At 66.8% G+C, this 21,830-nt stretch carries 20 protein-coding genes; 7 read left to right on the top strand and 13 right to left on the bottom strand.

What is annotated here, in order from left to right; genetic code table 11:
- Positions 1 to 11: 11 nt before the first annotated feature.
- The 5 genes from G7Z99_RS05245 to G7Z99_RS05225 all read right to left on the bottom strand — a co-directional run bounded on the left by G7Z99_RS05245 (position 12) and on the right by G7Z99_RS05225 (position 4,380).
- Complete coding sequence (locus G7Z99_RS05245; protein ID WP_181092530.1) at positions 12 to 2,453, bottom strand: penicillin acylase family protein; 2,442 nt, start codon at positions 2,451 to 2,453, stop codon at positions 12 to 14.
- Between the two features lie 138 nt (positions 2,454 to 2,591).
- Complete coding sequence (locus G7Z99_RS05240) at positions 2,592 to 2,795, bottom strand: SEC-C metal-binding domain-containing protein (RefSeq protein WP_181092529.1); 204 nt, start codon at positions 2,793 to 2,795, stop codon at positions 2,592 to 2,594.
- Between the two features lie 5 nt (positions 2,796 to 2,800).
- On the bottom strand, positions 2,801 to 3,277 hold the full coding sequence (locus G7Z99_RS05235) for an LEA type 2 family protein (RefSeq protein WP_181092528.1): 477 nt from the start codon (positions 3,275 to 3,277) through the stop codon (positions 2,801 to 2,803).
- A 1-nt stretch (position 3,278) separates the two neighbouring features.
- A complete protein-coding gene (locus G7Z99_RS05230) occupies positions 3,279 to 3,755 on the bottom strand; it encodes a YchJ family protein (RefSeq protein WP_181092527.1) in 477 nt (158 codons plus the stop codon).
- Positions 3,756 to 3,885: 130 nt separating this feature from the next.
- Positions 3,886 to 4,380: a DUF6231 family protein gene (locus G7Z99_RS05225; RefSeq protein ID WP_181092526.1), complete on the bottom strand. Its 495-nt coding sequence runs from the start codon at positions 4,378 to 4,380 to the stop codon at positions 3,886 to 3,888.
- A 183-nt stretch (positions 4,381 to 4,563) separates the two neighbouring features.
- On the opposite strand from G7Z99_RS05225, the gene G7Z99_RS05220 reads away from it, so the two are divergent.
- Positions 4,564 to 4,830: a DUF1145 domain-containing protein gene (locus tag G7Z99_RS05220; protein ID WP_181092525.1), complete on the top strand. Its 267-nt coding sequence runs from the start codon at positions 4,564 to 4,566 to the stop codon at positions 4,828 to 4,830.
- A gap of 30 nt (positions 4,831 to 4,860) precedes the next feature.
- Here the strand turns inward: G7Z99_RS05220 and G7Z99_RS05215 are convergent, their stop codons facing one another.
- Positions 4,861 to 5,325, bottom strand: a complete 465-nt coding sequence (locus G7Z99_RS05215; RefSeq protein WP_181092524.1) for a hypothetical protein — start codon at positions 5,323 to 5,325, stop codon at positions 4,861 to 4,863.
- Between the two features lie 97 nt (positions 5,326 to 5,422).
- On the opposite strand from G7Z99_RS05215, the gene dinG reads away from it, so the two are divergent.
- From dinG to G7Z99_RS05185, 6 genes are all read left to right on the top strand, one after another.
- Positions 5,423 to 7,567, top strand: a complete 2,145-nt coding sequence (gene dinG, locus G7Z99_RS05210; RefSeq protein ID WP_181092523.1) for an ATP-dependent DNA helicase DinG — start codon at positions 5,423 to 5,425, stop codon at positions 7,565 to 7,567.
- A gap of 77 nt (positions 7,568 to 7,644) precedes the next feature.
- Positions 7,645 to 9,888 carry a beta-galactosidase gene (locus tag G7Z99_RS05205; RefSeq protein WP_181092522.1) on the top strand — a complete coding sequence of 748 codons (2,244 nt, stop codon included), beginning with the start codon at positions 7,645 to 7,647 and terminating at the stop codon, positions 9,886 to 9,888.
- 140 nt (positions 9,889 to 10,028) lie between these two features.
- Complete coding sequence (locus tag G7Z99_RS05200) at positions 10,029 to 11,174, top strand: serine hydrolase domain-containing protein (protein ID WP_181092521.1); 1,146 nt, start codon at positions 10,029 to 10,031, stop codon at positions 11,172 to 11,174.
- Between the two features lie 99 nt (positions 11,175 to 11,273).
- Positions 11,274 to 12,245: an OmpA family protein gene (locus G7Z99_RS05195; RefSeq protein WP_181092520.1), complete on the top strand. Its 972-nt coding sequence runs from the start codon at positions 11,274 to 11,276 to the stop codon at positions 12,243 to 12,245.
- Between the two features lie 18 nt (positions 12,246 to 12,263).
- Positions 12,264 to 12,911: a pyridoxamine 5'-phosphate oxidase gene (pdxH, locus tag G7Z99_RS05190; RefSeq protein ID WP_181092519.1), complete on the top strand. Its 648-nt coding sequence runs from the start codon at positions 12,264 to 12,266 to the stop codon at positions 12,909 to 12,911.
- Between the two features lie 368 nt (positions 12,912 to 13,279).
- The gene (locus tag G7Z99_RS05185; protein ID WP_060394727.1) at positions 13,280 to 13,744 is read left to right on the top strand and encodes an outer membrane lipoprotein; all 465 of its coding nucleotides are present in this window, start codon (positions 13,280 to 13,282) and stop codon (positions 13,742 to 13,744) included.
- 64 nt (positions 13,745 to 13,808) lie between these two features.
- Here G7Z99_RS05185 and G7Z99_RS05180 read toward each other — a convergent pair whose 3' ends face one another.
- The 7 genes from G7Z99_RS05180 to G7Z99_RS05150 form a co-directional block, all read right to left on the bottom strand.
- Entirely contained in the window at positions 13,809 to 15,422 is a 1,614-nt protein-coding gene (locus tag G7Z99_RS05180; protein ID WP_181092518.1) for an NAD(P)/FAD-dependent oxidoreductase, read from the bottom strand.
- 103 nt (positions 15,423 to 15,525) lie between these two features.
- Positions 15,526 to 16,197 carry a COG3650 family protein gene (locus G7Z99_RS05175; RefSeq protein ID WP_181092517.1) on the bottom strand — a complete coding sequence of 224 codons (672 nt, stop codon included), beginning with the start codon at positions 16,195 to 16,197 and terminating at the stop codon, positions 15,526 to 15,528.
- Positions 16,198 to 16,815: 618 nt separating this feature from the next.
- Positions 16,816 to 17,517, bottom strand: a complete 702-nt coding sequence (locus tag G7Z99_RS05170) for an ABC transporter ATP-binding protein (protein WP_181092516.1) — start codon at positions 17,515 to 17,517, stop codon at positions 16,816 to 16,818.
- Positions 17,517 to 18,284: a high-affinity branched-chain amino acid ABC transporter ATP-binding protein LivG gene (gene livG, locus G7Z99_RS05165; protein ID WP_060394723.1), complete on the bottom strand. Its 768-nt coding sequence runs from the start codon at positions 18,282 to 18,284 to the stop codon at positions 17,517 to 17,519. Before livG ends, G7Z99_RS05170 begins: the two co-directional genes overlap by 1 nt.
- Positions 18,281 to 19,537 (bottom strand): high-affinity branched-chain amino acid ABC transporter permease LivM, encoded by a 1,257-nt coding sequence (locus G7Z99_RS05160; protein WP_181092515.1) that lies wholly within the window; start codon positions 19,535 to 19,537, stop codon positions 18,281 to 18,283. The genes livG and G7Z99_RS05160 overlap by 4 nt, the downstream gene beginning before the upstream one ends.
- On the bottom strand, positions 19,534 to 20,457 hold the full coding sequence (livH, locus tag G7Z99_RS05155) for a high-affinity branched-chain amino acid ABC transporter permease LivH (protein WP_060394721.1): 924 nt from the start codon (positions 20,455 to 20,457) through the stop codon (positions 19,534 to 19,536). The genes G7Z99_RS05160 and livH overlap by 4 nt, the downstream gene beginning before the upstream one ends.
- Positions 20,458 to 20,676: 219 nt before the next feature.
- Positions 20,677 to 21,792 carry a branched-chain amino acid ABC transporter substrate-binding protein gene (locus tag G7Z99_RS05150; RefSeq protein ID WP_181092514.1) on the bottom strand — a complete coding sequence of 372 codons (1,116 nt, stop codon included), beginning with the start codon at positions 21,790 to 21,792 and terminating at the stop codon, positions 20,677 to 20,679.
- Between the last annotated feature and the right edge of the window lie 38 nt (positions 21,793 to 21,830).

The raw sequence follows: 21,830 nt of genomic DNA, 5'->3' as shown, positions 1-21,830 counted from the left end.
CCCTCTCGCGGCTAGCGCTCGGGGACCAGGCTCAGGCGCTGGGTACCGTACCCCTGGGTGAAGTGCTGCGGCTGCAGCGGCAGGGTCGTGAAGCGGCCTGCGAACCAGGCGTCGAGACCCTCGGCCGCGTGGGGGCTGGCCGGGTTGCCGGATTGGCGGGTGCTGGTCAGCACGCGCAGCGGTTCGGCCTGGCCGAAGTCGACGATCAGGCGGGCCGAAGGCGGCAGTTGCGTGTCGAAGTCACGACCCCAGGCATAGGGCGTGAGCGCCAGCGTGCTGAAGTCGCCCCCGACGGCACGGGGAGGGCGTGCCACGCCATCACCCAACCCTGGCCAGGTCGGCGTCGGCCACTGGTAGGCGTGCAGGCGGCCCCATTGCCAGGCGCGCGGGTCGCTGCCCAGCTGCGCCAGGCCTGCCTCCATCGCGGCTGCCAGGCTGCGCGCCAGGATGGTCGGTTTGTCCTCGTGCTGCGGGGTCGAACGGTCGTCCCAGAACGGGCTGTCGTCACGCCCCAGCAGGTGGTCGGCCTGGGCCGAATAGGACAGGCGCGCATTGGCCACGAAGGTCTGCCATGCCTCGCTCGAGGCCGGGCCCAGTTCGTCGAGGAACGTCTGCCGCGCGACCTGGTGCAGGAACAGCGCGTACAGCGCCGCGTCTGCCGACTGGGCGCTCAGGCGTCCGTCGAAGGCCTTCAACCGGGCCAGTGCCTGGCGGGCGAGGTCGCGTCGTGCCGGCGGCAGCGCATCGATGGCACGCGGCAGCGCCGAGGCCATGCCGGGGGCGTCGAGCATCTGCCGGAGTTTGCCGGCCAGGGGTGTGAGCTGATCGTTCTGCATGGCTGCCAGGCTGCGGCCGTCATGACGGCCCGTGCCGATCAACTGCGCCAGGCGTTCGGCCCGCTCGGGGTAGTCCCACGTGCTGGACAGCTGCATGCCGTAGCCGCGTGCCAGGCTGCGCTGGTTGGCGTGGCCGATCCAGCCGCTGGCCGGGTCCTGATCGTAGGGGTGCAGCATGGCATCGGCATAGCCATCCCAGTCATACCGCCCGTCCCAGCCGGGGGAGGGCAGCAGGCCTTGCCCGTCACGCCGGTTCGGGTAGCGGCCGGTGACCTGCCAGCCGATGTGCTGGGCGTCGGCGAAGACCAGGTTGAGCGCGGCGGCGCCAATGGCGCGTGCGCTGTCGGACGCTCGCTCCAGGGTGCTGGCACGGGTCAGGTCGAACAGCGCATCCAGGCTGCGATCGCCCTGCAGCGTCGGCATCTGCAAGGCCAGGCCGAGGGTCTCGTTACCCGGTTGCCCGAGCAGCGTGCCATGCCGCGTTTCGTACATGACCTCACGCTGCGGGCGCTGGCCACGGACCAGGAACGTTTCGGTGCGCCCGCGCGCGGGCTGCCACGTGCCGTCGGCCAGGTAGCTCAGTTGGTTGCCCTGGCGCCGCAGTTTCTCCAGGTACAGGTCTTGGTTGTCGGCCATCACCGCGCTGCTGCTCCAGGCCAGCTTGCCGTTGAAGCCGGCCAGGATCAGCGGCAACCCAGGCAGGGTCAGCCCCGCCGCCTGGTACTTGCCCGTGTGGATCTGCACCGGGGACAGGGCCCAGGCCGCGCGGCTGTCGCTGGCGAGCAGGCTGCGGCCGCTCTGGCTGCGCTGTGGCCCCAGAACCCAGCTCGCCGAGCCAGGGCTGCCCAGCAGGTCGAAAGCCGCCAACCGCTGGCTTGCAGCATTCAGGGCGCCGAGCCCCGGCAACCCTCGGGTCAGGTCCAGGCCCTGGAGCTTGGCCGCCTCCGCGTCGGGCAGCGGTTCGTCCGCAGCGCTGGGCAGCAGCCAGGCCAGTCGATCGACGCCGACCCGTTGCGCCAGGGTCAGGCCGGCGAGTTCTTCCTGCAGGTTCACCGACTGGCTGAAGGCGTACAGGCTGAACAGCAGGGCCGAATCTTCGGGCTTCCAGTAGTCGGGCCGGTAGCCGGCCTTGGCCAGGTTGCCTGGCAAGCTGTCGCGGGCGCGGAACAGGTAGGCGTTGACGCCCCGGGCGTAGACCTCGAAAAAGCGCTTCAGGCGCGGCGAGGCGTCGGCGTACAGCTGATCGGCGCTGCGCCGCAGGTTGACAGCGCGCATCAGCCGGTCGGTGTCCAGGGCGTCGGGCCCCTCCAGCTCGGCCAGACGCCCCTGCGCCAGCAGGCGCAAGGTCACCATCTGTTCGATACGGTCGACGGCGTGCAGGTAACCCAGGCTGAACAGCGCGTCGTGGAACGTGCTGCTCTCGATCAGCGGCATGCCTTGCGGATTGCGCCGCACCGAGACGTTCTGCGCCAGGCCCTTGAGCGACTGCACGCCAGCGCCGGGCGGCAGGGTGGCGTGTTGAGACGCTGTCTGACAGCCGGCCAGGCCGAGCACACCGCACAGCATCGCCGCCGCACGCAGAGGTGGGCGCGAGGATGAAAAACGAAGGACGGCCATGGCCAGGCTCCTGAAAGAGAAAGGGGGGCGGCTGCACGCCGCGAGCCGCGAGCGACAAGCGGACGGTCATGCGATTGGTCAGCGGTCGACGGGACGTCAAGGCGACGCTGTCGCTCCGGCGTGCAGCGTGCTGCTACCTCAGGCCCCGTGGCACTTCTTGAATTTTTTCTCGCTGCCGCACGGGCAGGGATCATTGCGGCCTACGTCCTTCAGCGCGTTGCGCACCGGCTCTTGCGGGGCGTGGTTGCAGTGCGGGCCGTGGACGTGACCATGGTCGTGAGCGTGGTCATGGTCATGGTCGTGGTTGCAGTCAGGGCCATGAACGTGGGGTTGCTGGGTCATTGCGGTTACTCCGGTTTGAGATCACCGGGCATTATCTCACCACTGCGCGACAAGTGCAGGTCGTGCCAGAAGAATAATCCGCTGGCCACGTCCACGTCCAACCGGTACGGCACCGCTTCGCGGCGCTTGAGCAGGCGGGCCAGGGGGCGCAGTTGCTTCCACAGGTTGGTCCGTGCGGTGATCTGGAAGGTGCGCGTCTCATGCGCCCCGACGCTGCGCCACAGGCGTTCGTCGGCGTCCACCAGCAGCAGGTCGCCCAGGTGCACCGAGTAGTCCAGATGCCGGATGAACAGACGGCTGTCGTTCGGGTTGACCACGCGTACGTACAGCACGAACTCCTGCTGGTGCAGGCCCGCCTTGACCTTGCGAACCTTGACCAGGTGCAGTTCGGGCGTTTTCCAGGTATCCGCGCCCCAGCTCACGCAGCCGCTGAGCAGCGCCAGGGCGACCCCGAGGGTCAGCGCACGCAAGAGGGCGCTCATCTCATGGCGCCAGGTAACTGGAGCAGCATTTCTTGAATTTCTGCCCGCTGGCGCAGGGGCAGGGGTCATTGCGCCCGGCCTTGAGGCCGACGGTCGGGTCGATGAAGTACCAGCGGTCGGCCTGCTGGACGAAGGCCGAGCGCTCACGGTGCTGATGGTCGCCTGAAGCGTCGTGCCAGCGTGCGGTGAAGGTGACGAAGGCATGCTCGGGCTGGCCGCCGAACACCTCGGCCCCCTCCACCTCCAGGCCCAGCCAGGTGCTCTCGGCGCTCCAGGCCGCGATACCGTCGCGATCCAGGGCTTCGCGCTGCACCGGCAAGGTGGTGTCCACCAGGTAGTCGACCAGGCCCAGCACGTAGGCGCTGTAGCGCGAGCGCATCAGCGACTGCGCATCCGGCGCGGGGGTACCGGCGTGCAGGTGACCGCAGCAGGCGTCGAGCAGGTTGCCGCTGCCGCAGGGGCAGACCGCCACGCTCATCGCGCGCGCTCCAGGGGCAGGCGCGCGGGCAGGTCGGGTGAGGATGGGGTCATGGAAAGCCTCGGGATTCAGTGACGAGCAGACGACAGTGTCAGCGACAGGCTCCCGGACCGCAAGCGTCCACACCGCCTCACCACCAATACTTCCCGAACATCTCCGGGTTGGCCCAGAACCGGGCATTGAGCCAGTCCGGCACCTGCTTGTAGTCGTGCAGGTCGTAGGTGAACAGGCTCAGCACCTGGTCGTCGCGGCAAAACCGCTCGCTGGCCGACAAGGCCAGGGCGAAGAAGTCCGTGGCGTGCCAGCCGCAGGCTGCCAGGTCGGCCAGCACCGCCACGCGGCTGGCATTGAGGTTGCGGATGCCCCCCAGCAGTTGCAGGCCCTCGCGCTTGGGCAGGTGCTCCAGGCAATCGACCAGCACGGCCAGGTCGAAGCGCGTGGCGGCCAAGGCATCCGGCAGCGGGCCGGGTGGGGCCATCGCGATCTGGACCTGCGGATGGGCCTGGGCGAAGGCATCGAGCGCCGGGAAGCGGCTGCCGACCAGCAGCAGGCGCTGAGGCGAGACCCGTTCGAGCAGGGCCGCCAGGGCCTGTTGGGGCGTTCGTTGGGAAAATCCGTCGCTCATGGGCGGTCCTCATGCGGGAGCGGCAAGAGTAACGGGGTTGGGCGCGCCAGGCATAGAGGGCGCGTGCACGTGCCACAACGTCGGGCTGGCGGGAGGCCCGGCCTGGGTCTTTACTGGACGACGTACGGCCGAATGAGGCGGCGCCAGGCTGTCCGGGTCGATCACCGAATGGAGGAGGCCGTCATGGGCGTAGTGACCGCCGTGGGCAAGCTGCTGACCATCGCGTTCTGGTGGGTGGTGCTGTGGAACCTGCTGATGCCGGCCGCCAGGCCGTTCGATCTGTTGATCACGGCCGCCGGGGCGCTGTTACTGGGCGTGCACGTGCTGGAAATGCTGTGCTTCAACGCCCGCTTGCGCGGCCGTCGTCACCGCGTCTTCGATCGCCTGCAGATCCTGCTGACCGGGATCTTCCACCTCGTTTCCATGTCGCGTCGCCGTACGGTCGACTGATCCCGCCTGCGCCTCGCCCGGTGTAGCCGTTCACCAGGACAGCTGCCACAGTGCCACGCCGACCACGGCCAGGCCGATGAGCAGGCAGATGCCCACCATTCGTCGGATCCTCGCCAGCACCCAGGCGCCGGTCGGCCAGTCCTGCGACGCGATCGCCGCGTCCAGTTCCGGGCCGAGCAGCGAGCGGATGCGCAGGCACAGGGCGACGCTGGCGATGGCACCGCCGATCATCACCTGCACCGGGCGGGGCACCGTGTCCAGGGTCAGGCCGCTGGCGTGCATCAGGCTCAAGCCGCTGGTCGAGAGAATCACCAGCACCAGCCAGACCGCTCCGAAACGGTGTCGGAAAAGGTCGCCCCAACGCTGCAGTCGTGCCGGCCGATCGACGGTCGCGACCGGCGCCAGACGCAGCGCCCACCACAGGTAACCCAGGCCCAATAGCCAGATCGCGGTGGCGGCAGCATGCAGCAGGTTGGGCAGGGCAAGGGCAGTCATGTGGATCTCCGGGGGGCAATCGGCGCGCGAGCCGGGTATGATAGCGACCCATGCGAAACACTGAAAATCCATACAGCCCTCCGGGCGCGCCCAGACCATGATCAGCACCGAACTCAAGAGCACCATCCAGGGCGCCTATTCGCGTTTCCTCGAGGCCAAGGGCCTGCGCCCCCGTTATGGCCAACGGCTGATGATCGCCGAAGTGGCCAAGGTCCTCGGCGACATCCCTTGCGACGACGAGGGGCGGCGGGCCGGCGAGCCGGCGGTGGTCGCGGTCGAGGCCGGCACCGGTACCGGCAAGACCGTCGCCTACAGCCTGGCAGCCATTCCGGCGGCCAAGGCGGCCGGCAAGCGGCTGGTGATCGCCACCGCGACCGTGGCCCTGCAGGAGCAGATCGTCTTCAAGGACCTGCCCGACCTGATGCGCAACAGCGGGCTGAACTTCAGCTTCGCCCTGGCCAAGGGCCGTGGCCGCTACCTGTGCCTGTCCAAGCTCGACCTGCTGCTGCAGGAAGGCAACGCCCATTCGGCCACCGCGCAACTGTTCGAGGAAGAAGGCTTCCACATCGAGGTCGACGAAGCCAGCCAGAAGCTCTTCAACACCATGATCGAGCGCCTGGCCGGTAACCGCTGGGACGGCGACCGCGACAGCTGGCCCGAGGCCGTGGACGACCAGGCCTGGGCCCGGCTGACCACCGACCATGGCCAGTGCACCGGCCGCCACTGCCCGAACTTCCAGCAGTGCGTGTTCTACAAGGCCCGCGAAGGCATGGGCAAGGTGGACGTCATCGTCACCAACCACGACATGGTCCTGGCCGACCTGGCACTGGGTGGCGGCGCCGTGCTGCCCGACCCGCGCGACACGGTCTACGTGTTCGACGAGGGTCATCACCTGCCGGACAAGGCCATCGGCCATTTCGCCCATTATTCGCGCCTGCGCTCCACCGCCGACTGGCTGGAACAGACGGCCAAGAACCTCACCAAGCTGCTGGCCCAGCACCCGCTGCCCGGCGACCTGGGCCGGCTGATCGAACAGGTGCCGGAGCTGGCACGTGCGCTGCGCACCCAGCAGCAGTTCATGTTCACCTTGTGCGAGCAGATCGCCGATTTTCGCCCCGGCGAGGACGTCGAAGGCCGCGAGCGACCGCGCTACCGCTTCGAGGGCGGCGTGGTGCCCGAGGCCATGCGCGAGGCAGGCCTGGAGCTGAAGAAGGGGTTCGGTCAGCTGAACGACCTGTTCACCCGCCTGGCCGACCTGCTCAAGGAGGGCATGGACGGTGAGAAGAACATCGGCATCGCCAGCCACCAGGCCGAGGAATGGTACCCGCTGTTCGGCACCCTGGTGACGCGCGCCCAGGGCAACTGGGAGCTGTGGGGCGCATTCACCGCCGAAGACCCGCAAGACAATCCGCCGATGGCGCGTTGGCTGACCTTGGTCGAAGGCGGCGCGCTGTTCGACATCGAGGTCAACGCCAGCCCGATCCTGGCCGCCGAGATGTTGCGCCGCAGCCTGTGGAACGTGGCCCATGGTGCGCTGGTGACCTCGGCCACGTTGACCGCCCTGGGCAAGTTCGACCGCTTCCGCATGCGCTCCGGCGTGCCCCGCGATGCGGTCACCAGCGTGGTGCCCAGCCCGTTCCACCACGCCGATGCCGGCGTGCTGCGGGTACCCGACCTGCGCGCCGACCCGCGTGACGTGCCGTCGCACACGGCCGCCATCATCCGTGACCTGCCCGACCTGGTCGAAGGCTCGCGCGGCTCGCTGGTGCTGTTCTCGTCGCGCAAGCAGATGCAGGACGTGTTCGACGGGCTGGACCGCGACTGGCGCAAGGGCGTGCTGATCCAGGGCAACCTGTCCAAGCAGGAAACCCTCAACAAGCACAAGTCCAGGGTGGACGACGGGCAGTCCAGCGTGCTGTTCGGGCTGGCCAGTTTCGCCGAGGGTGTTGACCTGCCGGGTGCCTATTGCGAGCACGTGGTGATCGCCAAGATCCCGTTCGCCGTGCCGGACGACCCGGTGGAAGCGGCCCTGGCCGAATGGATCGAGGCACGCGGCGGCAACCCGTTCATGGAGATCGCCGTGCCCGACGCCTCGCTGCGCCTGATCCAGGCCTGCGGGCGGCTGCTGCGCACCGAGCAGGACCGCGGCACCATCACCTTGCTCGACCGGCGCGTGGTCACCCAGCGTTACGGAAAGGCTATCCTCAATGCGCTGCCGCCTTTCCGGCGAGAGATCGGCTGACCCTCGACGTCGAGCGCCATGGTTGGCTGACCTGGGCCCCTGCGGGGGCCTCGAGCTTTTCAAGGAGAACCTGCGTCATGATCCGTCACCTGATGGTCGCCGCGTTGAGCGCGGCCCTGGCTTCACCGGCCCTGGCCGCGCAGCAGGCGTTGTTCAGTTTCGTGCGCCCGGCCTCGGTGGTTGCGGTCACGACGGGCGATGCCGGGTTGCCGCAGTCCAATGCCGAGCAGACCGTTGCGGGTGAAGTGTTGCGCCGCGTGGTCTTCAACCCGGCAGCCAACCCGTGGTTGCGCCTGGCGCCCCAGCAGGGCGTCTGGGACTGGTCGGGCCAGCGGGCGCTGAGCCTGCGCCTGCAAAGCGGCATGGACTGGGCACTGACGGTCGACGTGACGGTGCAGGACAATGGAGGGCAGCGCCTGACCAGCCGCATCGACCTGCCAGCCGGGCCCGCCCAGACGGTCTGGATACCCCTGCAGGCCCATGCCCCGCTGAACGAAGGCATGCGCGCCGGGCCTCCCATGCCCTGGGTGCATGACGGCCAACGCCTGCTGGTGACCGCCAGCCGCGGCGAGATCGACCTGGCCCAGGTGGCCTCGATCACCTTGAGCATTCCACGACCGGCCGTGGCGCAAAGCCTGCTGATCGAAAAAGTGGCGGTGCAGGACGATGCCCGGGCCATCGATGCGGCGTATGCCCGGCTGATCGATGGCTATGGGCAGGCGACCCGTGGACACTGGCCCGACAAGGTCGACAGCGATGCCCAGCTCCAGGTCGGTGCCGATCGCGAACGGCAACGCCTGCAGGCAGCGTTGCAGGCCCGGGGCCAACAGGCACTGGACGCCTACGGTGGCGTCAGCGGTGGCCAGGCGTTCGAGGCCACCGGGTTCTTCCATACGGAAAAACGCGAGGGGCACTGGTACCTGGTCACGCCGGAAGGCCACCCGTTCTTTTCGCTGGGCGTGAATGCCGTGGCCCGCGACGGCGGACGCACCTACGTGGCAGGTCGGGAGACGATGTTCACCCAGCTTCCCGCCGAGGGCGAGCCGTTGGCGGCGTTCTTCGGTAAAGGCAACAACGATGATGGCAACGCGTCTTCGCAGGGGCGCGGCTACAAGCAGGGGCGCTGGTTCGACTTCTACGCCGCCAACCTGGCGCGTACCGCACCTGCCGACTGCACGACGCCCAAGGCCACGTCTGGGACGGCCTGCCCGTTCGGGCCGGTCGATGCGTCCCGCTGGCAGGCCCACACGCTGGACCGGCTCCAGGCCTGGGGCTTCAATACCCTGGGCAACTGGAGCGACCCGGCGCTCGGGCAGGCGGCGCGCGTGCCCTACACCCTGCCGTTGTCGATCGTCGGCGACTACGCCAGCATCAGCACCGGCATGGACTGGTGGGGACGCATGCCCGACCCGTTCGATCCGCGCTTTGCCATGGCCACCGAACGCGCCGTGGCCATCGCGGCCCGCGATCACCGCGACGATCCTTGGCTGATCGGCTACTTCGCCGACAACGAGCTGGCCTGGGCGGCACCGGGCGATGACCCCAGGGCCCGTTACGGCCTGGCCTTCGGCACCCTGCGCCTGACCACCGACGTGCCGGCCAAGCGGGCGTTTCTCAAGCAACTGCGCGACAAGTACCGCAACCAGGAGGGGCTGTCCAAGGCCTGGGGCATCCAGTTGCCGGCCTGGGAGCTGATGGAGGACCCAGGTTTCGAGGCGCCACTGCCCGACCCGGCGCACCCGGAGATCGAGCGCGACTACCAGCACTTCCAGGCGGTGTTCGCCCAGACCTATTTCAAGACCATCGCCGACGCGCTGGACTGGCATGCGCCCAATCACCTGCTGCTCGGCGGACGCTTTGCCGTCAGCACGCCCGAGGCCGTCCAGGCCTGCGCCGAATTCTGTGACGTGCTGAGCTTCAACTTCTATACCCTCACACCCCAAGACGGCTACGACTTCGCACGCCTGGCCGAGCTGGACAAGCCGGTACTGGTGTCGGAGTTCCAGTTCGGCTCCCGCGACCGCGGCCCGTTCTGGCCCGGGCCGGTGGAAGTGCCCCGCGAGGAGGCACGCGGGCCTGCCTACGCAGCCTTCATCGACGCCGCGCTGGCCCAGCCGTTGATCGTGGGGGCGCACTGGTTCCAGTACCTGGACCAGCCGGCCAGCGGACGCCTGCTCGATGGCGAGAACGGTCACCTGGGACTGGTGGCGATCACCGATGTGCCCTGGTCGGGGTTCGTCGAGGCCGTGAGCAAGAGCCATGCGCACGCCGTGGCTGTCGTGCGCGAGCGAGTAAAGGGGGCGCCTGTCGAAGCACCGTGAGGCCAGGGCCCTGGGCCCGGCTTCCAAAGACCTTCACTGGACACGGATTCTCCCTTCGCCTGACTGCCCGGTGTATGCAAATCGCCCAACTACTGAAACAATGCACGCCTTTGCGACACCGGTGAACGAGGGGCGGGCAAGTGCAGATCCAGGGTCATTACGAGCTGAAGTTCGAAGCGGTGCGCGAGGCGTTCGCCGCCTTGTTCGACGATCCTCAAGAACGCGGCGCAGCGCTGTGCATCCAGGTCGGCGGCGAGGTGGTGATCGACCTGTGGGCCGGTACGGCCGACAAGGACGGCGCCGAGGCCTGGCACAGCGACACCCTGGTCAACCTGTTCTCCTGCACCAAGGCGTTCACCGCTGTCACGGCCTTGCAACTGGTGGGCGAGGGCAAGCTGGCCCTCGACGCCCCGGTGGCCCGCTACTGGCCCGAGTTCGCCCAGGCCGGCAAGCAGTCCGTCACCGTCCGCCAGCTGCTCAGCCACCGCGCCGGGGTGCCGGCCATCCATGACCTGCTGCCTGCCGAAGCCTTCTACGATTGGCAACGCATGGTCGATACGCTGGCTGCCGAGGCGCCCTGGTGGACGCCGGGCACGGCGCACGGCTACGCGGCCATCACCTACGGTTGGCTGGTTGGAGAGCTGATCCGTCGCGTCGATGGCCGCATGCCCGGTGACTCGATCGTCGCCCGCACCGCCAGGCCGCTGGGCCTGGATTTCCACATCGGGCTGCACGATGATGAGTTCCCCCGCGTCGCACACCTGGCCCGCGCCAAGGGCACTGTCGGCGATGCGGCCGCGCAGCGCCTGCTGCATGTGACCCTGCGCGAGCCCGAGGCGCTGTCCACGCGAGCCTTCACCAACCCGCCAGGCATGCTGACCAGTACCAACAAGCCGGCCTGGCGCCGCATGCAGCAACCTGCAGCGAACGGGCACGGCACGGCCCGGGCCCTGGCAGGCTTCTATGCCGGTTTGCTCGACGGCAGCCTGCTGGAAGCCGAGCTGCTGGACGAAATGACCCGCGAGCACAGCTGTGGTCATGACCTGACGCTGCTCACCTCGACGCGCTTCGGCCTGGGCTGCATGCTCGACCAGCCCGACCAGCCCAATGCCACCTTCGGACTGGGCGGCAATGCCTTCGGTCACCCAGGGGCCGGCGGCTCGGTCGGCTTCGCCGATCCCGGGCGCGACGTCGCCTTCGGCTTCGTCACCTCTACCCTGGGGCCGTACGTCCTGATGGACCCACGCGCCCAGGCGCTGGTCCGCGCCTTGGCCGGTTGCCTTTGATCGGGTTGTACAAGTATTGACCGCAGGCTTTGTCTATCCTCAACGCCAACGCCCCTCCACGGCTGGGCAGAACTTCTTCTAATTCATGGTGTATCGCTGATGTCTTCACAAAAAACCTTAGCACTTGCCCTGTGCCTGGCCATGACCGGCTGCGCTCAGCACGCTCAAGACGGCTCTGCCCAGACCAGCCGTCACTGGTGGCCGTTCGGGTCCGATCAGGTCGCCGACAAGGAGGTCAAGGACGCGGTGACCGAAAAGGTCGCCAAGGCCGATGCCAAGTCCGAGAGCGGCAGCCGCTGGTGGTGGCCGTTCGGTGGTGAAGGCAAGCAGACTGCCCAGGCCCAGCCAGTGGTGCCGAAGATCGACCAGAAGGCCACCCAGGCCTGGCTGGACGATTACGAGCCGAAACTGCGTGAAGCGGTGAAGGGCACCAACCTGCAGGTCGAGCGCCGCGATGACCTGCTGGCGGTGACCTTGCCGGTCGACGGCAACTACAACCCGGACCGTCCGAACATGCTGCTGCCGGTCACGTTGGGCCCGATCACCCGTGTGGCCAAGGCCGTGGAAGGCGACCCGAAGACCGCCGTACTGGTGCTGGGCCATGCCGACAGCAGCGGTGTTGCGGCGGCCAACCAGAAGCTCAGCCTGGAGCGGGCCGCCTCGGTCTCGGCGATCTTCCGTCTCAGCGGCCTGCAGCGTGACCGCCTGATCCTCAAGGGCATGGGCTCGGTGATGCCACGCGCCGCCAACGACAGCGCCGAGGGCCGTGCCCTGAACCGTCGCGTCGAAATGCTGCTGACGCCGCAGAACACCATGGTCGCCTTGCTCGCCAAGTACCAGCAGGCGACCCCGGTGGTCTCGCCTGTGGCCATGGTCGCCACCCAGGACGCCAAGGCGCCCGTGGTCAAGGCCCCCGCCAGCAAGCCGGCTGCCAAAGCCGCTGCCAAGCCAGCTGCCAAGAAGACCGTGGCCAAGGCCAAGGCCAAGCCTGCAGCGAAGAAGGCAGCAGCCAAGCCTGCCGCCAAGAAGGCCGCCGTGGACAAGAAGGTCGCGGCCAACAAGACCAACTGATCGTCAAGGAAGCTCGACATGACCCAGACCCTGGCTGATATGCGGCGTGACTACACCCGCGATGGCCTGGCCGAAGCGCAGGCGCCGGACGAGCCGTTCGCGCTGTTCCACCAGTGGTTCGACGACGCCGTGCAGACCGAGCAGGCGCCGGTCGAGGCCAATGCCATGACCCTTGCCACCGTCGATGCCGACGGTCGGCCGCACTGTCGGGTGCTGTTGCTCAAAGGGCTGGACGCGCAGGGGTTCACCTTCTTCAGCAACTACGACAGCGCCAAGGGCGAGCAGCTGCGGGCCAACCCGTTCGCGGCCATCACCTTCTTCTGGCCGGCGCTGGAGCGTCAGGTGCGCATCGAAGGTCGAGTGGAGAAGGTCACCGCCCAGGAGTCCGACGCTTATTACCAGGTGCGCCCCCTGGGCAGCCGCCTGGGGGCGTGGGCTTCGCCGCAGAGCCGCGTGATCGCGGGACGTGAAGCACTGGAGGATCTTGTGCAGGCCACGCAGGCGCGCTTCAAGGATACCGCGCCGCATTGCCCCGAACACTGGGGTGGCTATCGTCTGGTGCCGGATCGCATCGAGTTCTGGCAAGGCCGCCCCAGCCGCCTGCACGACCGTCTGAACTACCGTGCGGTGGACGGACAGTGGCAGCGCGAACGCCTCGCGCCCTGATCCTCTGGCTTCCCTGGCCTGTGGCGCCAGCCCAGGCATGTAGGCAAGCACGCTCCTCTTGTGGGAGCGGGCTTGCCCGCGATGCAGGCGACACCTGACCAGCCCCTGTCGCTGGCCCTGATTCCGGGCAACCCACTGGCCAGCCAGACTTGCATGCAAATAACCCTGTGAGTTGCGCGTTCCTGGTCCAATGCCTTCACGCCGTCAGCGTGACGGACTCATTGCCGCCATGCGTGGTCCCATGGATAACCACACCGTGCGCGGACGTGAGCCAACCGGGCCTGGATGAAAAACGATTTAACGGCTGGCCGGTGACAGCTCTGCGCGCACGGGGTCTAATGGACACTCGATTATTGGAGACTTTTCCCATGCGTAGATCCGGATTGCTGGTAGCGAGCTTCACCGCCTTTTCCCTGTTGCTCGGCGGCTGTGCCTCGAACCTGGCGGGCGATACCTACTCTCGCGATGAGGCCCGGCGCGTCCAGACGGTGCGCATGGGTACCATCGAAGCCCTGCGCCCCGTGAAGATCGAAGGCACCAAGACGCCGATCGGTGGTGGCGCAGGCGCCATCGTCGGTGGTGTGGCGGGCAGTGCCATCGGCGGCGGGCGTGGCAGCCTCGTGGCTGCGGTGATCGGCGCGGTCGCCGGTGGCCTGGCCGGTTCGGCGGCCGAAGAAGGCATCACCCGAACTCAGGGTGTGGAAATCACCGTACGCGAGGACGACGGCAGCACCCGCGCCTACGTTCAGGCCGTGCAATCGAACGAAATCTTCCGGGTCGGCGAGCGCGTGCGCATCATGACCGTGGACGGCACCAGCCGCGTTTCGCACTGAGTCCAGCGTCACCTGAACGCCCCGGCCAGCCTCGCTGCCCGGGGCGTTTTCGTGGGCGCTCGCCTCAGGCCGTGAGGCCCAGCATGTCGCGCGCTACGGCCTCGGCCACACGGATGCCATCGACCCCGGCCGAGAGGATGCCACCGGCGTAACCGGCGCCTTCACCGGCCGGGAACAGGCCCTTGAGGTTCAGGCTCTGGTAGCTGTCGTCACGGGTGATGCGCAGCGGCGAGGAGGTGCGGGTCTCGATGCCGGTCAGGATCGCGTCGGGCAGGTTGTAGCCCTTGATCTGACGGTCGAAGGCCGGCAGTGCCTCGCGGATCGCCTCGATGGCGAAGGCAGGCAGGCTGGGGGCCAGGTCCCCGAGGGTCACGCCTGGCTTGTAGGACGGCTCGACGCTGCCCAGTGCCGTGGACGGACGACCGGCGACGAAGTCACCGACCAGCTGCGCCGGCGCCTGATAGTTGCTGCCGCCCATCACGTAGGCGTGGGCCTCCAGGCGCTCCTGCAGCTCGATACCGGCCAGCGGGCTGCCAGGGTAGTCCCGCTCCGGGTCGATCCCGACCACGATGCCCGAGTTGGCATTGCGCTCGTTGCGCGAATACTGGCTCATGCCGTTGGTCACGACGCGACCCGGCTCGCTGGTGGCCGCCACCACGGTGCCGCCTGGGCACATGCAGAAGCTGTACACCGAGCGCCCGTTGCTGGCGTGGTAGACCAGCTTGTAGTCGGCAGCGCCGAGTTTCGGATGGCCCGCGTACTTGCCCAGGCGTGCCTGGTCGATCAGCGACTGTGGGTGCTCGATGCGGAACCCCACGGAGAACGGCTTGGCCTCCATGAACACGCCCTTGCCATGCAGCATGCGGAACGTGTCGCGTGCGCTGTGGCCCAGCGCCAGCACCACATGGCGCGCGTGCAACTGCTCGCCGCTGTGCAGCACGACGCCCTGCAGCTGGTCATTGTCGATCAGCAGGTCGGTGACCTTCTGCTCGAAGCGCACCTCGCCACCCAGGGCGATGATCTCCTCGCGCATGCGCTCGACCATGCCGGTCAGGCGGAAGGTGCCGATGTGCGGCTTGTTGATGTAGAGGATTTCCTCGGGCGCGCCGGCCTTGACGAACTCTTCCAGGACCTTGCGGCCATGATGCTGCGGGTCCTTGATCTGGCTGTAGAGCTTGCCGTCGGAGAAGGTACCCGCGCCGCCTTCGCCGAACTGCACGTTCGACTCCGGATTGAGTTCGCTCTTGCGCCACAGGCCCCAGGTGTCCTTGGTGCGTTGGCGCACGTCCTTGCCGCGTTCGAGGATGATCGGGCGCAGGCCCATCTGGGCCAGCAGCAGCCCGGCGAAGATACCGCACGGGCCGAACCCGACCACCAGGGGGCGCTGCTCGGGTGCCTGGCTGGCGTGCCCGACGAACCGGTAGGTGGTGTCCGGGGCCACGCCGATGTTGCGATCGTCGGCGAAGCGACGCAGCAGTTCGGCTTCGTTGGTCGCTTCCAGGTCGATGGTGTAGATGAACAGCAGCTCGCTGTTCTTCTTGCGCGCGTCGTAGCTGCGCTTGAACAGGGTGAAGCCCGTCAGCTGTTCGTCGGTGATGCCCAGGCGCTGCAGGATGGCTTCGCGCAGCGCCTCGTCAGGATGGTCCAGGGGCAGCTTCAGTTCGGTGATTCGTAGCATGGCGGAGTCCGGTATCCCGGCCTCGAACGGCCGGTGGCTTTACGTAAACCGCCGATTATAAGCCTTTCGTCACCCCGACTGGCAGGAGAAACGTCACCAGTGATCAGTTGTCCCGTGCGCCCCCGTAATAGCCGCAGCCCTGGAAGGTCTGGCCATCGATGCGCAGCTCGGCGTGCAGGTGCCGGATGGCGCCGCTCGAGGCGTCGACGCAGTGCTGTGGTGCCAGCCAGACCTGAACCTGCTGGTGGTTGGCTTCGGTCGACAGGTTCAGGCTGCCGCCCGGGATCTGCTCCTCCAGGAACGGCAGTGCCAGCGGCGGCTGCCCGGCACGGGTCAAGACCATGCCTTTGCCACTGGCCTTGAGGTCCCAGGCCGGGTTCTGGCCACTGGCGTGCACGGTCAGCCGCTTGAAGGCCGGGTCGTTGCAGGCGCCGGAGGCAGACTCCAACCGGTAGACGCGGGTGACGTCCAGCGTGCCGTCGCCGGTGGCGGTGCGGGTGCCGCCCAGGGTGCCGCGCAGGTCGGCGAAGACCTTGCCTGATGTGCTCTGCGGCAGGTTCTTCACGTCCTGGGACAGGCCGAGGTCGGCCACGTCGTTGAGCAGGAAGTGACGGCTGTCGTCACAGGGCTGAAACAGCAATTGACTGCCGTTGTCGCTGACCTCGCCCTGCAGACGGGTAGTGCCCAGGTTCGGGTTGCTGGGCGGTTGCGAGAACATCTGGCAACCGGCGAACAGGGGCAACAGGGCGGCGAGCAGCAGAGGGGTGGCGCGCATGCGGACAGGCTCCAGGAGCGGGCGAAAGATGGCGGCCACGTTACGCAGGCTGGCGTTCGATCTCAAGGGGGAGGGCAAGCGCGGGTGCTCGAAGGCGCTGGAAGGGGGCTCGGCACGACCGTGCAGATGGGGTGACTTGGGGTGGGCATGTGCAGGTGCCTTTCAGGCCGGACGCGGTTGGCCCAGCGCCTCGATGAATCGGCCTCACACGGAGGGCGGTGTCAGTGCACGTTTGCCTGAAACAGGGGGGTGGCTGATGTTGTGGGCCCTGCGGGCCAAATCGCGGCACGGGGGCCGCTCCCACATGGGGGACCGTGACTGCCTGTCTTACTGCGGCGGGACTACGGGTGTAGGAGCGGCCCCTGTGCCGCGATTGGGCTCGGAGAGCCCACAAAACAGTCAATGCGTTGTAGCAGAAAAAAGACAGTTGCTCACATGAGGACCGTGACTGCCTGTCTTACTGCGGCGGGACTACGGGTGTAGGAGCGGCCCCAGTGCCGCGATTGGGCCCGAAGGGCCCACGAAATCAACCTGCATCGATCCAACCCGATGCCTGACTCGTCGTCAGAACCGACGTCGGCCAGACATCGGGCCAGATCATTGACATTACTGCGGGCATCACCCGCCCAGGTAAGCCTCGCGCACCTTCGGATCGGTCAGCAGCGCCTCGCCGGACCCTTGCATCACCACGTGCCCGTTTTCCAGCACGTACGCGCGGTCTGCGATCTTCAGCGCCTGGTTGGCGTTCTGCTCCACCAGAAAGACCGTCACGCCGTCCTGGCGCAACTGCTCGATGATGTCGAAGATCTGCTGGATGATGATCGGCGCCAAGCCCAGCGACGGTTCATCGAGCAACAGCAGCTTGGGCTTGCTCATCAGCGCCCGGCCGATCGCCAGCATCTGCTGCTCGCCCCCCGACATGGTCCCGCCGCGCTGGGCATAGCGCTCCTTCAGGCGCGGGAACAGGTGCAGCACCTTGTCCAGCTGCGCCTGGTAGTCGTCCTTGTCGGTGAAGAACCCGCCCATGGCCAGGTTCTCCTCCACCGTCAGCCGGGAAAACACGCGCCGGCCTTCCGGTACCACGGCGATGCTCTTGCGCATGATGTGCGATGAAGGCTGGCCGACCAGTTCCTCGCCCAGGTAGCGGATGCTGCCGGCGTGCGCCTGCGGCGAGCCGCACAGGGTCATCAGCAGGGTCGACTTGCCCGCGCCGTTGGCGCCGATCAAGGTGACGATCTCGCCTTGCTTGATCTCCACGTTGACGCTGTGCAGTGCCTGGATCTTGCCGTAGAAGGTGGACACGTTCTCGAATGTCAGCATCACGCTTCCCCCAGGTAGGCTTTGATCACCTCGGGGTTGCCGCGAATCGCGTCGGGCGTGCCGTCGGCCAGGGGCGTGCCCTGGTTGATGACCACGATGTGGTCGGAAATGCTCATCACCAGTTTCATGTCGTGCTCGATCAACAGCACCGTGACCGCATGCTCCTCGCGCAAGTAGCCGATCAGGGCCTTGAGGTCTTCGGTTTCCTTAGGGTTGAGTCCGGCCGCCGGCTCGTCGAGCATGATGATCCGCGGACGGGTCATCATGCAGCGGGCGATTTCCAGGCGGCGTTGCTGACCATAGGCCAGGGTGCCCGCCGTGCGGTTGGCGAATTCGGTGAGGTTGACCCGCTCCAGCCAGTACTGCGCCCGCTCCATGGCTTCCTGCTCACTGCGACGGAAGGCTGGCGTCTTGAACAGGCCTGCCAGGAAGTTGGTGTTCAGGTGCCGGTGTTGGGCGATCAGCAGGTTTTCCAGCGCGGTCATTTCCTTGAACAGGCGCACGTTCTGGAAGGTACGCACCACGCCCTTGCGCGCGATCTGGTGCCCAGCCAGCCCCTGGATCGGTTGCCCGTCGAGCAGGATGGTCCCGCCGCTGGGCTTGTAGAACCCGGTCAGGCAGTTGAAGACGGTGGTCTTGCCGGCCCCGTTGGGGCCGATCAGCGCCACGACCTGGCGCTCCTTGACGGTCAGGCCGACGCCGTTGACCGCCAGCAGGCCGCCAAAGCGCATGCTCAGGTCGCTGACTTGCAGGATGTCACGGCTCATCGGCGCAGCTCCAGGTGAGGGCGTTGCATCGGCAGCAGGCCTTGCGGACGCCAGATCATCATCAACACCATCAGCGCACCGAACATGAGCATCCGGTATTCGCTGAATTCACGCATCAGCTCCGGCAGCAGGATCATGACGATCGCAGCGAGGATCACGCCCAGCTGCGAGCCCATGCCGCCGAGCACCACGATCGCCAGGATGATGGCCGACTCGATGAAGGTGAACGACTCGGGTGTGACCAGGCCTTGCCGCGCGGCGAAGAAGCTGCCGGCGAAGCCCGCGAAGCTGGCCCCGAGGGTGAAGGCCGAGAGCTTGATCACGGTAGGGTTCAGGCCCAGCGCACGGCAGGCGATCTCGTCCTCGCGCAAGGCTTCCCAGGCGCGTCCGATCGGCATGCGCAGCAGCCGGTTGATCACGAACAGCGCCAGCAGCGCCAGCAACAGGGCGACCAGGTAGAGGAAGATCACCTTGTTGATCGAGTTGTAGGGCAGGCCGAAGAACTCGTGGAACGTCTGCAGGCCCTCGGCGGCGCGGCGTTCGAAGCTCAGGCCGAAGAACGTGGGCTTCTCGATGTTGCTGATGCCGTTGGGGCCACCGGTGAGGTCGGTGAGGTTGCGCAGGAACAGCCGGATGATCTCGCCGAACCCCAGGGTGACGATGGCCAGGTAGTCGCCACGCAGGCGCAGCACCGGGAAGCCCAGCAGGAACCCGAAGGTCGCGGCCATCAGCCCGGCGATCGGCAGGCAGATCCAGAAGCTCAGGCCATAGTAATGCGACAGCAGCGCGTAGCTGTAGGCACCGACGGCATAGAAGCCCACGTAGCCCAGGTCGAGCAGGCCTGCCAGGCCGACCACGATGTTCAGGCCCAGCCCCAGCATCACGTAGATCAGGATCAGCGTGGCGATGTCCACCGCCCCGCGCGAGCCGAAGAACGGCCAGACCAGCGCCACCACGATCAGCCCCAGGATGATCCAGCGCTGGGTGCGTGGCAGGGTCAGGAAGTTGCTGACGGCCGGGGAGATCAGCTTGCGGTCCGAACGGCTGCGGACCACGGCGCTCCACTGCTTGTCGAACAGCACGCGCAGGAACATCAGCACCGAGCAGACCGCGATCACCGTCAGGGTGAAGGGCCCTTGGCTGTGCACGACAAGGTTGATGCCGTCGATGCTGAGTTTCAGGCCGAGCACGGGGAATGCCACGGCCCAGACCAGCAGGGCGCTGAAGAGCGCCGGTTTGAGAGTGCGATTCATACTTTTTCAACCTCCGGACGGCCCAGAATGCCAGTCGGCCGGAACAGCAGGACCAGGACCAGAAGCCCGAACGCCACCACATCCTTGTACTGGTCACCGAAGATGTCGGCGCCGAAGGCTTCGGCGACGCCCAGCACCAGCCCACCGAGCATGGCGCCCGGAATGCTGCCGATGCCGCCGAGCACTGCGGCGGTGAAGGCTTTCAGGCCCACCAGGAAGCCGGCGTTGGGGTTGATCACACCGTACTGCATGCTCAGCAGCACGGCCGCCACCGCCGCCAGCGCGGCACCGATGACGAAGGTCAGGGCGATGATGTTGTTGGTGTTGATGCCCAGCAGGTTGGCCATCTTGATGTCTTCGGCGCAGGCGCGGCAGGCGCGACCCAGGCGCGAGCGCGAGATGAACAAGGTCAGGCCGACCATCGACACCAGGGTGACGACGAATACCAGAATCTGCATGTACGACACCAGGACTTCCTCGGCGCCGCCTGGGCCGAAGGAGAAGCTCCCCGGAATCAGGTTGGGGATCGACTTGTCCTTGGAGTCCTGCGACAGCAGCACGGTGTTCTGCAGGAAGATCGACATGCCGATCGCGGAAATCAGCGGGATCAGCCGGTTGCTGTTGCGCAGCGGTCGGTAGGCGACCCGTTCGATGCTGTAGCCGTAGGCGCTGGTGACGAAGATGGTGGCGACGAAGGCCACGGTCATCAGGATCGGCAGCGAGTCGATCCCCATCATGGCCAGCCCCGCCAGGGCGATGAAGGCCACGTAGGAACCGATCATGTACACCTCGCCGTGGGCGAAGTTGATCATTCCAATGATGCCGTAGACCATCGTGTAGCCAATGGCTATCAAGGCATAGGTGCTGCCAATGGTCAGGCCATTGATCAGCTGTTGGAAGAAGTGGTAGATCTCGGGCATTACAACGCTCCTAAAAACCTGATCGCATTCACGGGCACACGCTCGGCCTCAACCGACGGCACGGGCCGACCGAACGCGCACAACCAGGGAACCGCGGGTGACGGTTTTAAGATTTTCAGGTGGGCCGGTCGCCGGATCGCGGCGGCCGGGCCCATGAACCTCGTAAAACAAAGCCCACTGCTCGCACAGTGGGCTTCTGGTCAGCGGGTCAGATACCGATCACTGGGGCGAGACTTCGGTCTTGGGCTTGCCGAAGTGCCACTCGTAGACCACGAACTTGAAGTCCTTGAGGTCGCCCTTGTCGTCGAACGACAGGGTGCCGGTCGGCGTCTTGAAGCTGCCTTTGTGCAAGGCGGCCGCTACTGCGTCGGTCTCTTCGCTGCCGGCAGCCTTGATGCCCTGGGCGATCAGCTCCACGGCCGAGTAGGAGGGGAAGACGAACGGACCGCTCGGGTCCTTGCCGTCGGCCTTGATCGCTTCGACGATGGCCTTGTTCTCAGGGTCGGCGTCGAAGGACTTCGGCAGGGTGACCAGCAAGCCTTCGGAGGCGTTCTGGGCGATCTGCGAGATCGAGTCGTTGCCCACGCCCTCAGGCCCCATGAACTTGGCGTTCAGGCCCTTTTCCTTGGCCTGGCGCAGGATCAGGCCCAGCTCGGGGTGATAGCCGCCGTAGTAGACGAAGTCGACGTTGTTCTGCTTGAGCTTCTGGATGATCGAGGAGAAGTCCTTGTCACCCGCGTTGAGGCCTTCGAAGACGGCAACCTTGACGTTCTTGCTCTCGAGGGTCTGCTTGACGGCGGTGGCGATGCCTTCACCGTACTGCTGCTTGTCGTGCAGGACTGCGACGACCTTGGGCTTGACGTGGTCGGCGATGTAGTTGCCTGCCGCCGGGCCCTGGGCGCTGTCCAGGCCGATGGTGCGGAACACCAGCTTGTAGCCACGCGAGGTGATCTCGGGGCTGGTGGCCGCCGGGGTGATCATGATCACGCCCTCGTCCTCGTAGATGTCCGAGGCCGGTTGAGTGGAGCTGGAGCACAGGTGACCGATGACGAACTTCACTCCGTCGTTGACCACCTTGTTGGCGACCGCCACGGCCTGCTTGGGATCGCAGGCATCATCGTATTCCTTGGCCTCGAGCATCTTGCCATCGACGCCGCCCTTGGCGTTGATGTCCTTGATGGCCTGCTTGGCGCCGATGAACTGCATGTCACCGTACTGCGTGACCGGGCCGGTCTTGGGGCCGGCGATGCCGATCTTGATGGTGTCGGCGGCCATCGAATGGCTCGCGACACCGGCCAATACCATTGCAGCGAACAGCTTGGAAATCTTGATCATGGTGCTCCACTCATTCTGTTGTAATTCTTATGGTCCTG

Source organism: Pseudomonas entomophila, from assembly GCF_013523165.1.
GTDB classification, from domain to species: domain Bacteria; phylum Pseudomonadota; class Gammaproteobacteria; order Pseudomonadales; family Pseudomonadaceae; genus Aquipseudomonas; species Aquipseudomonas entomophila_A.
Note: the sequence above shows the minus strand (reverse complement) of the source record. Positions and strands in the feature narration are given on the sequence as shown.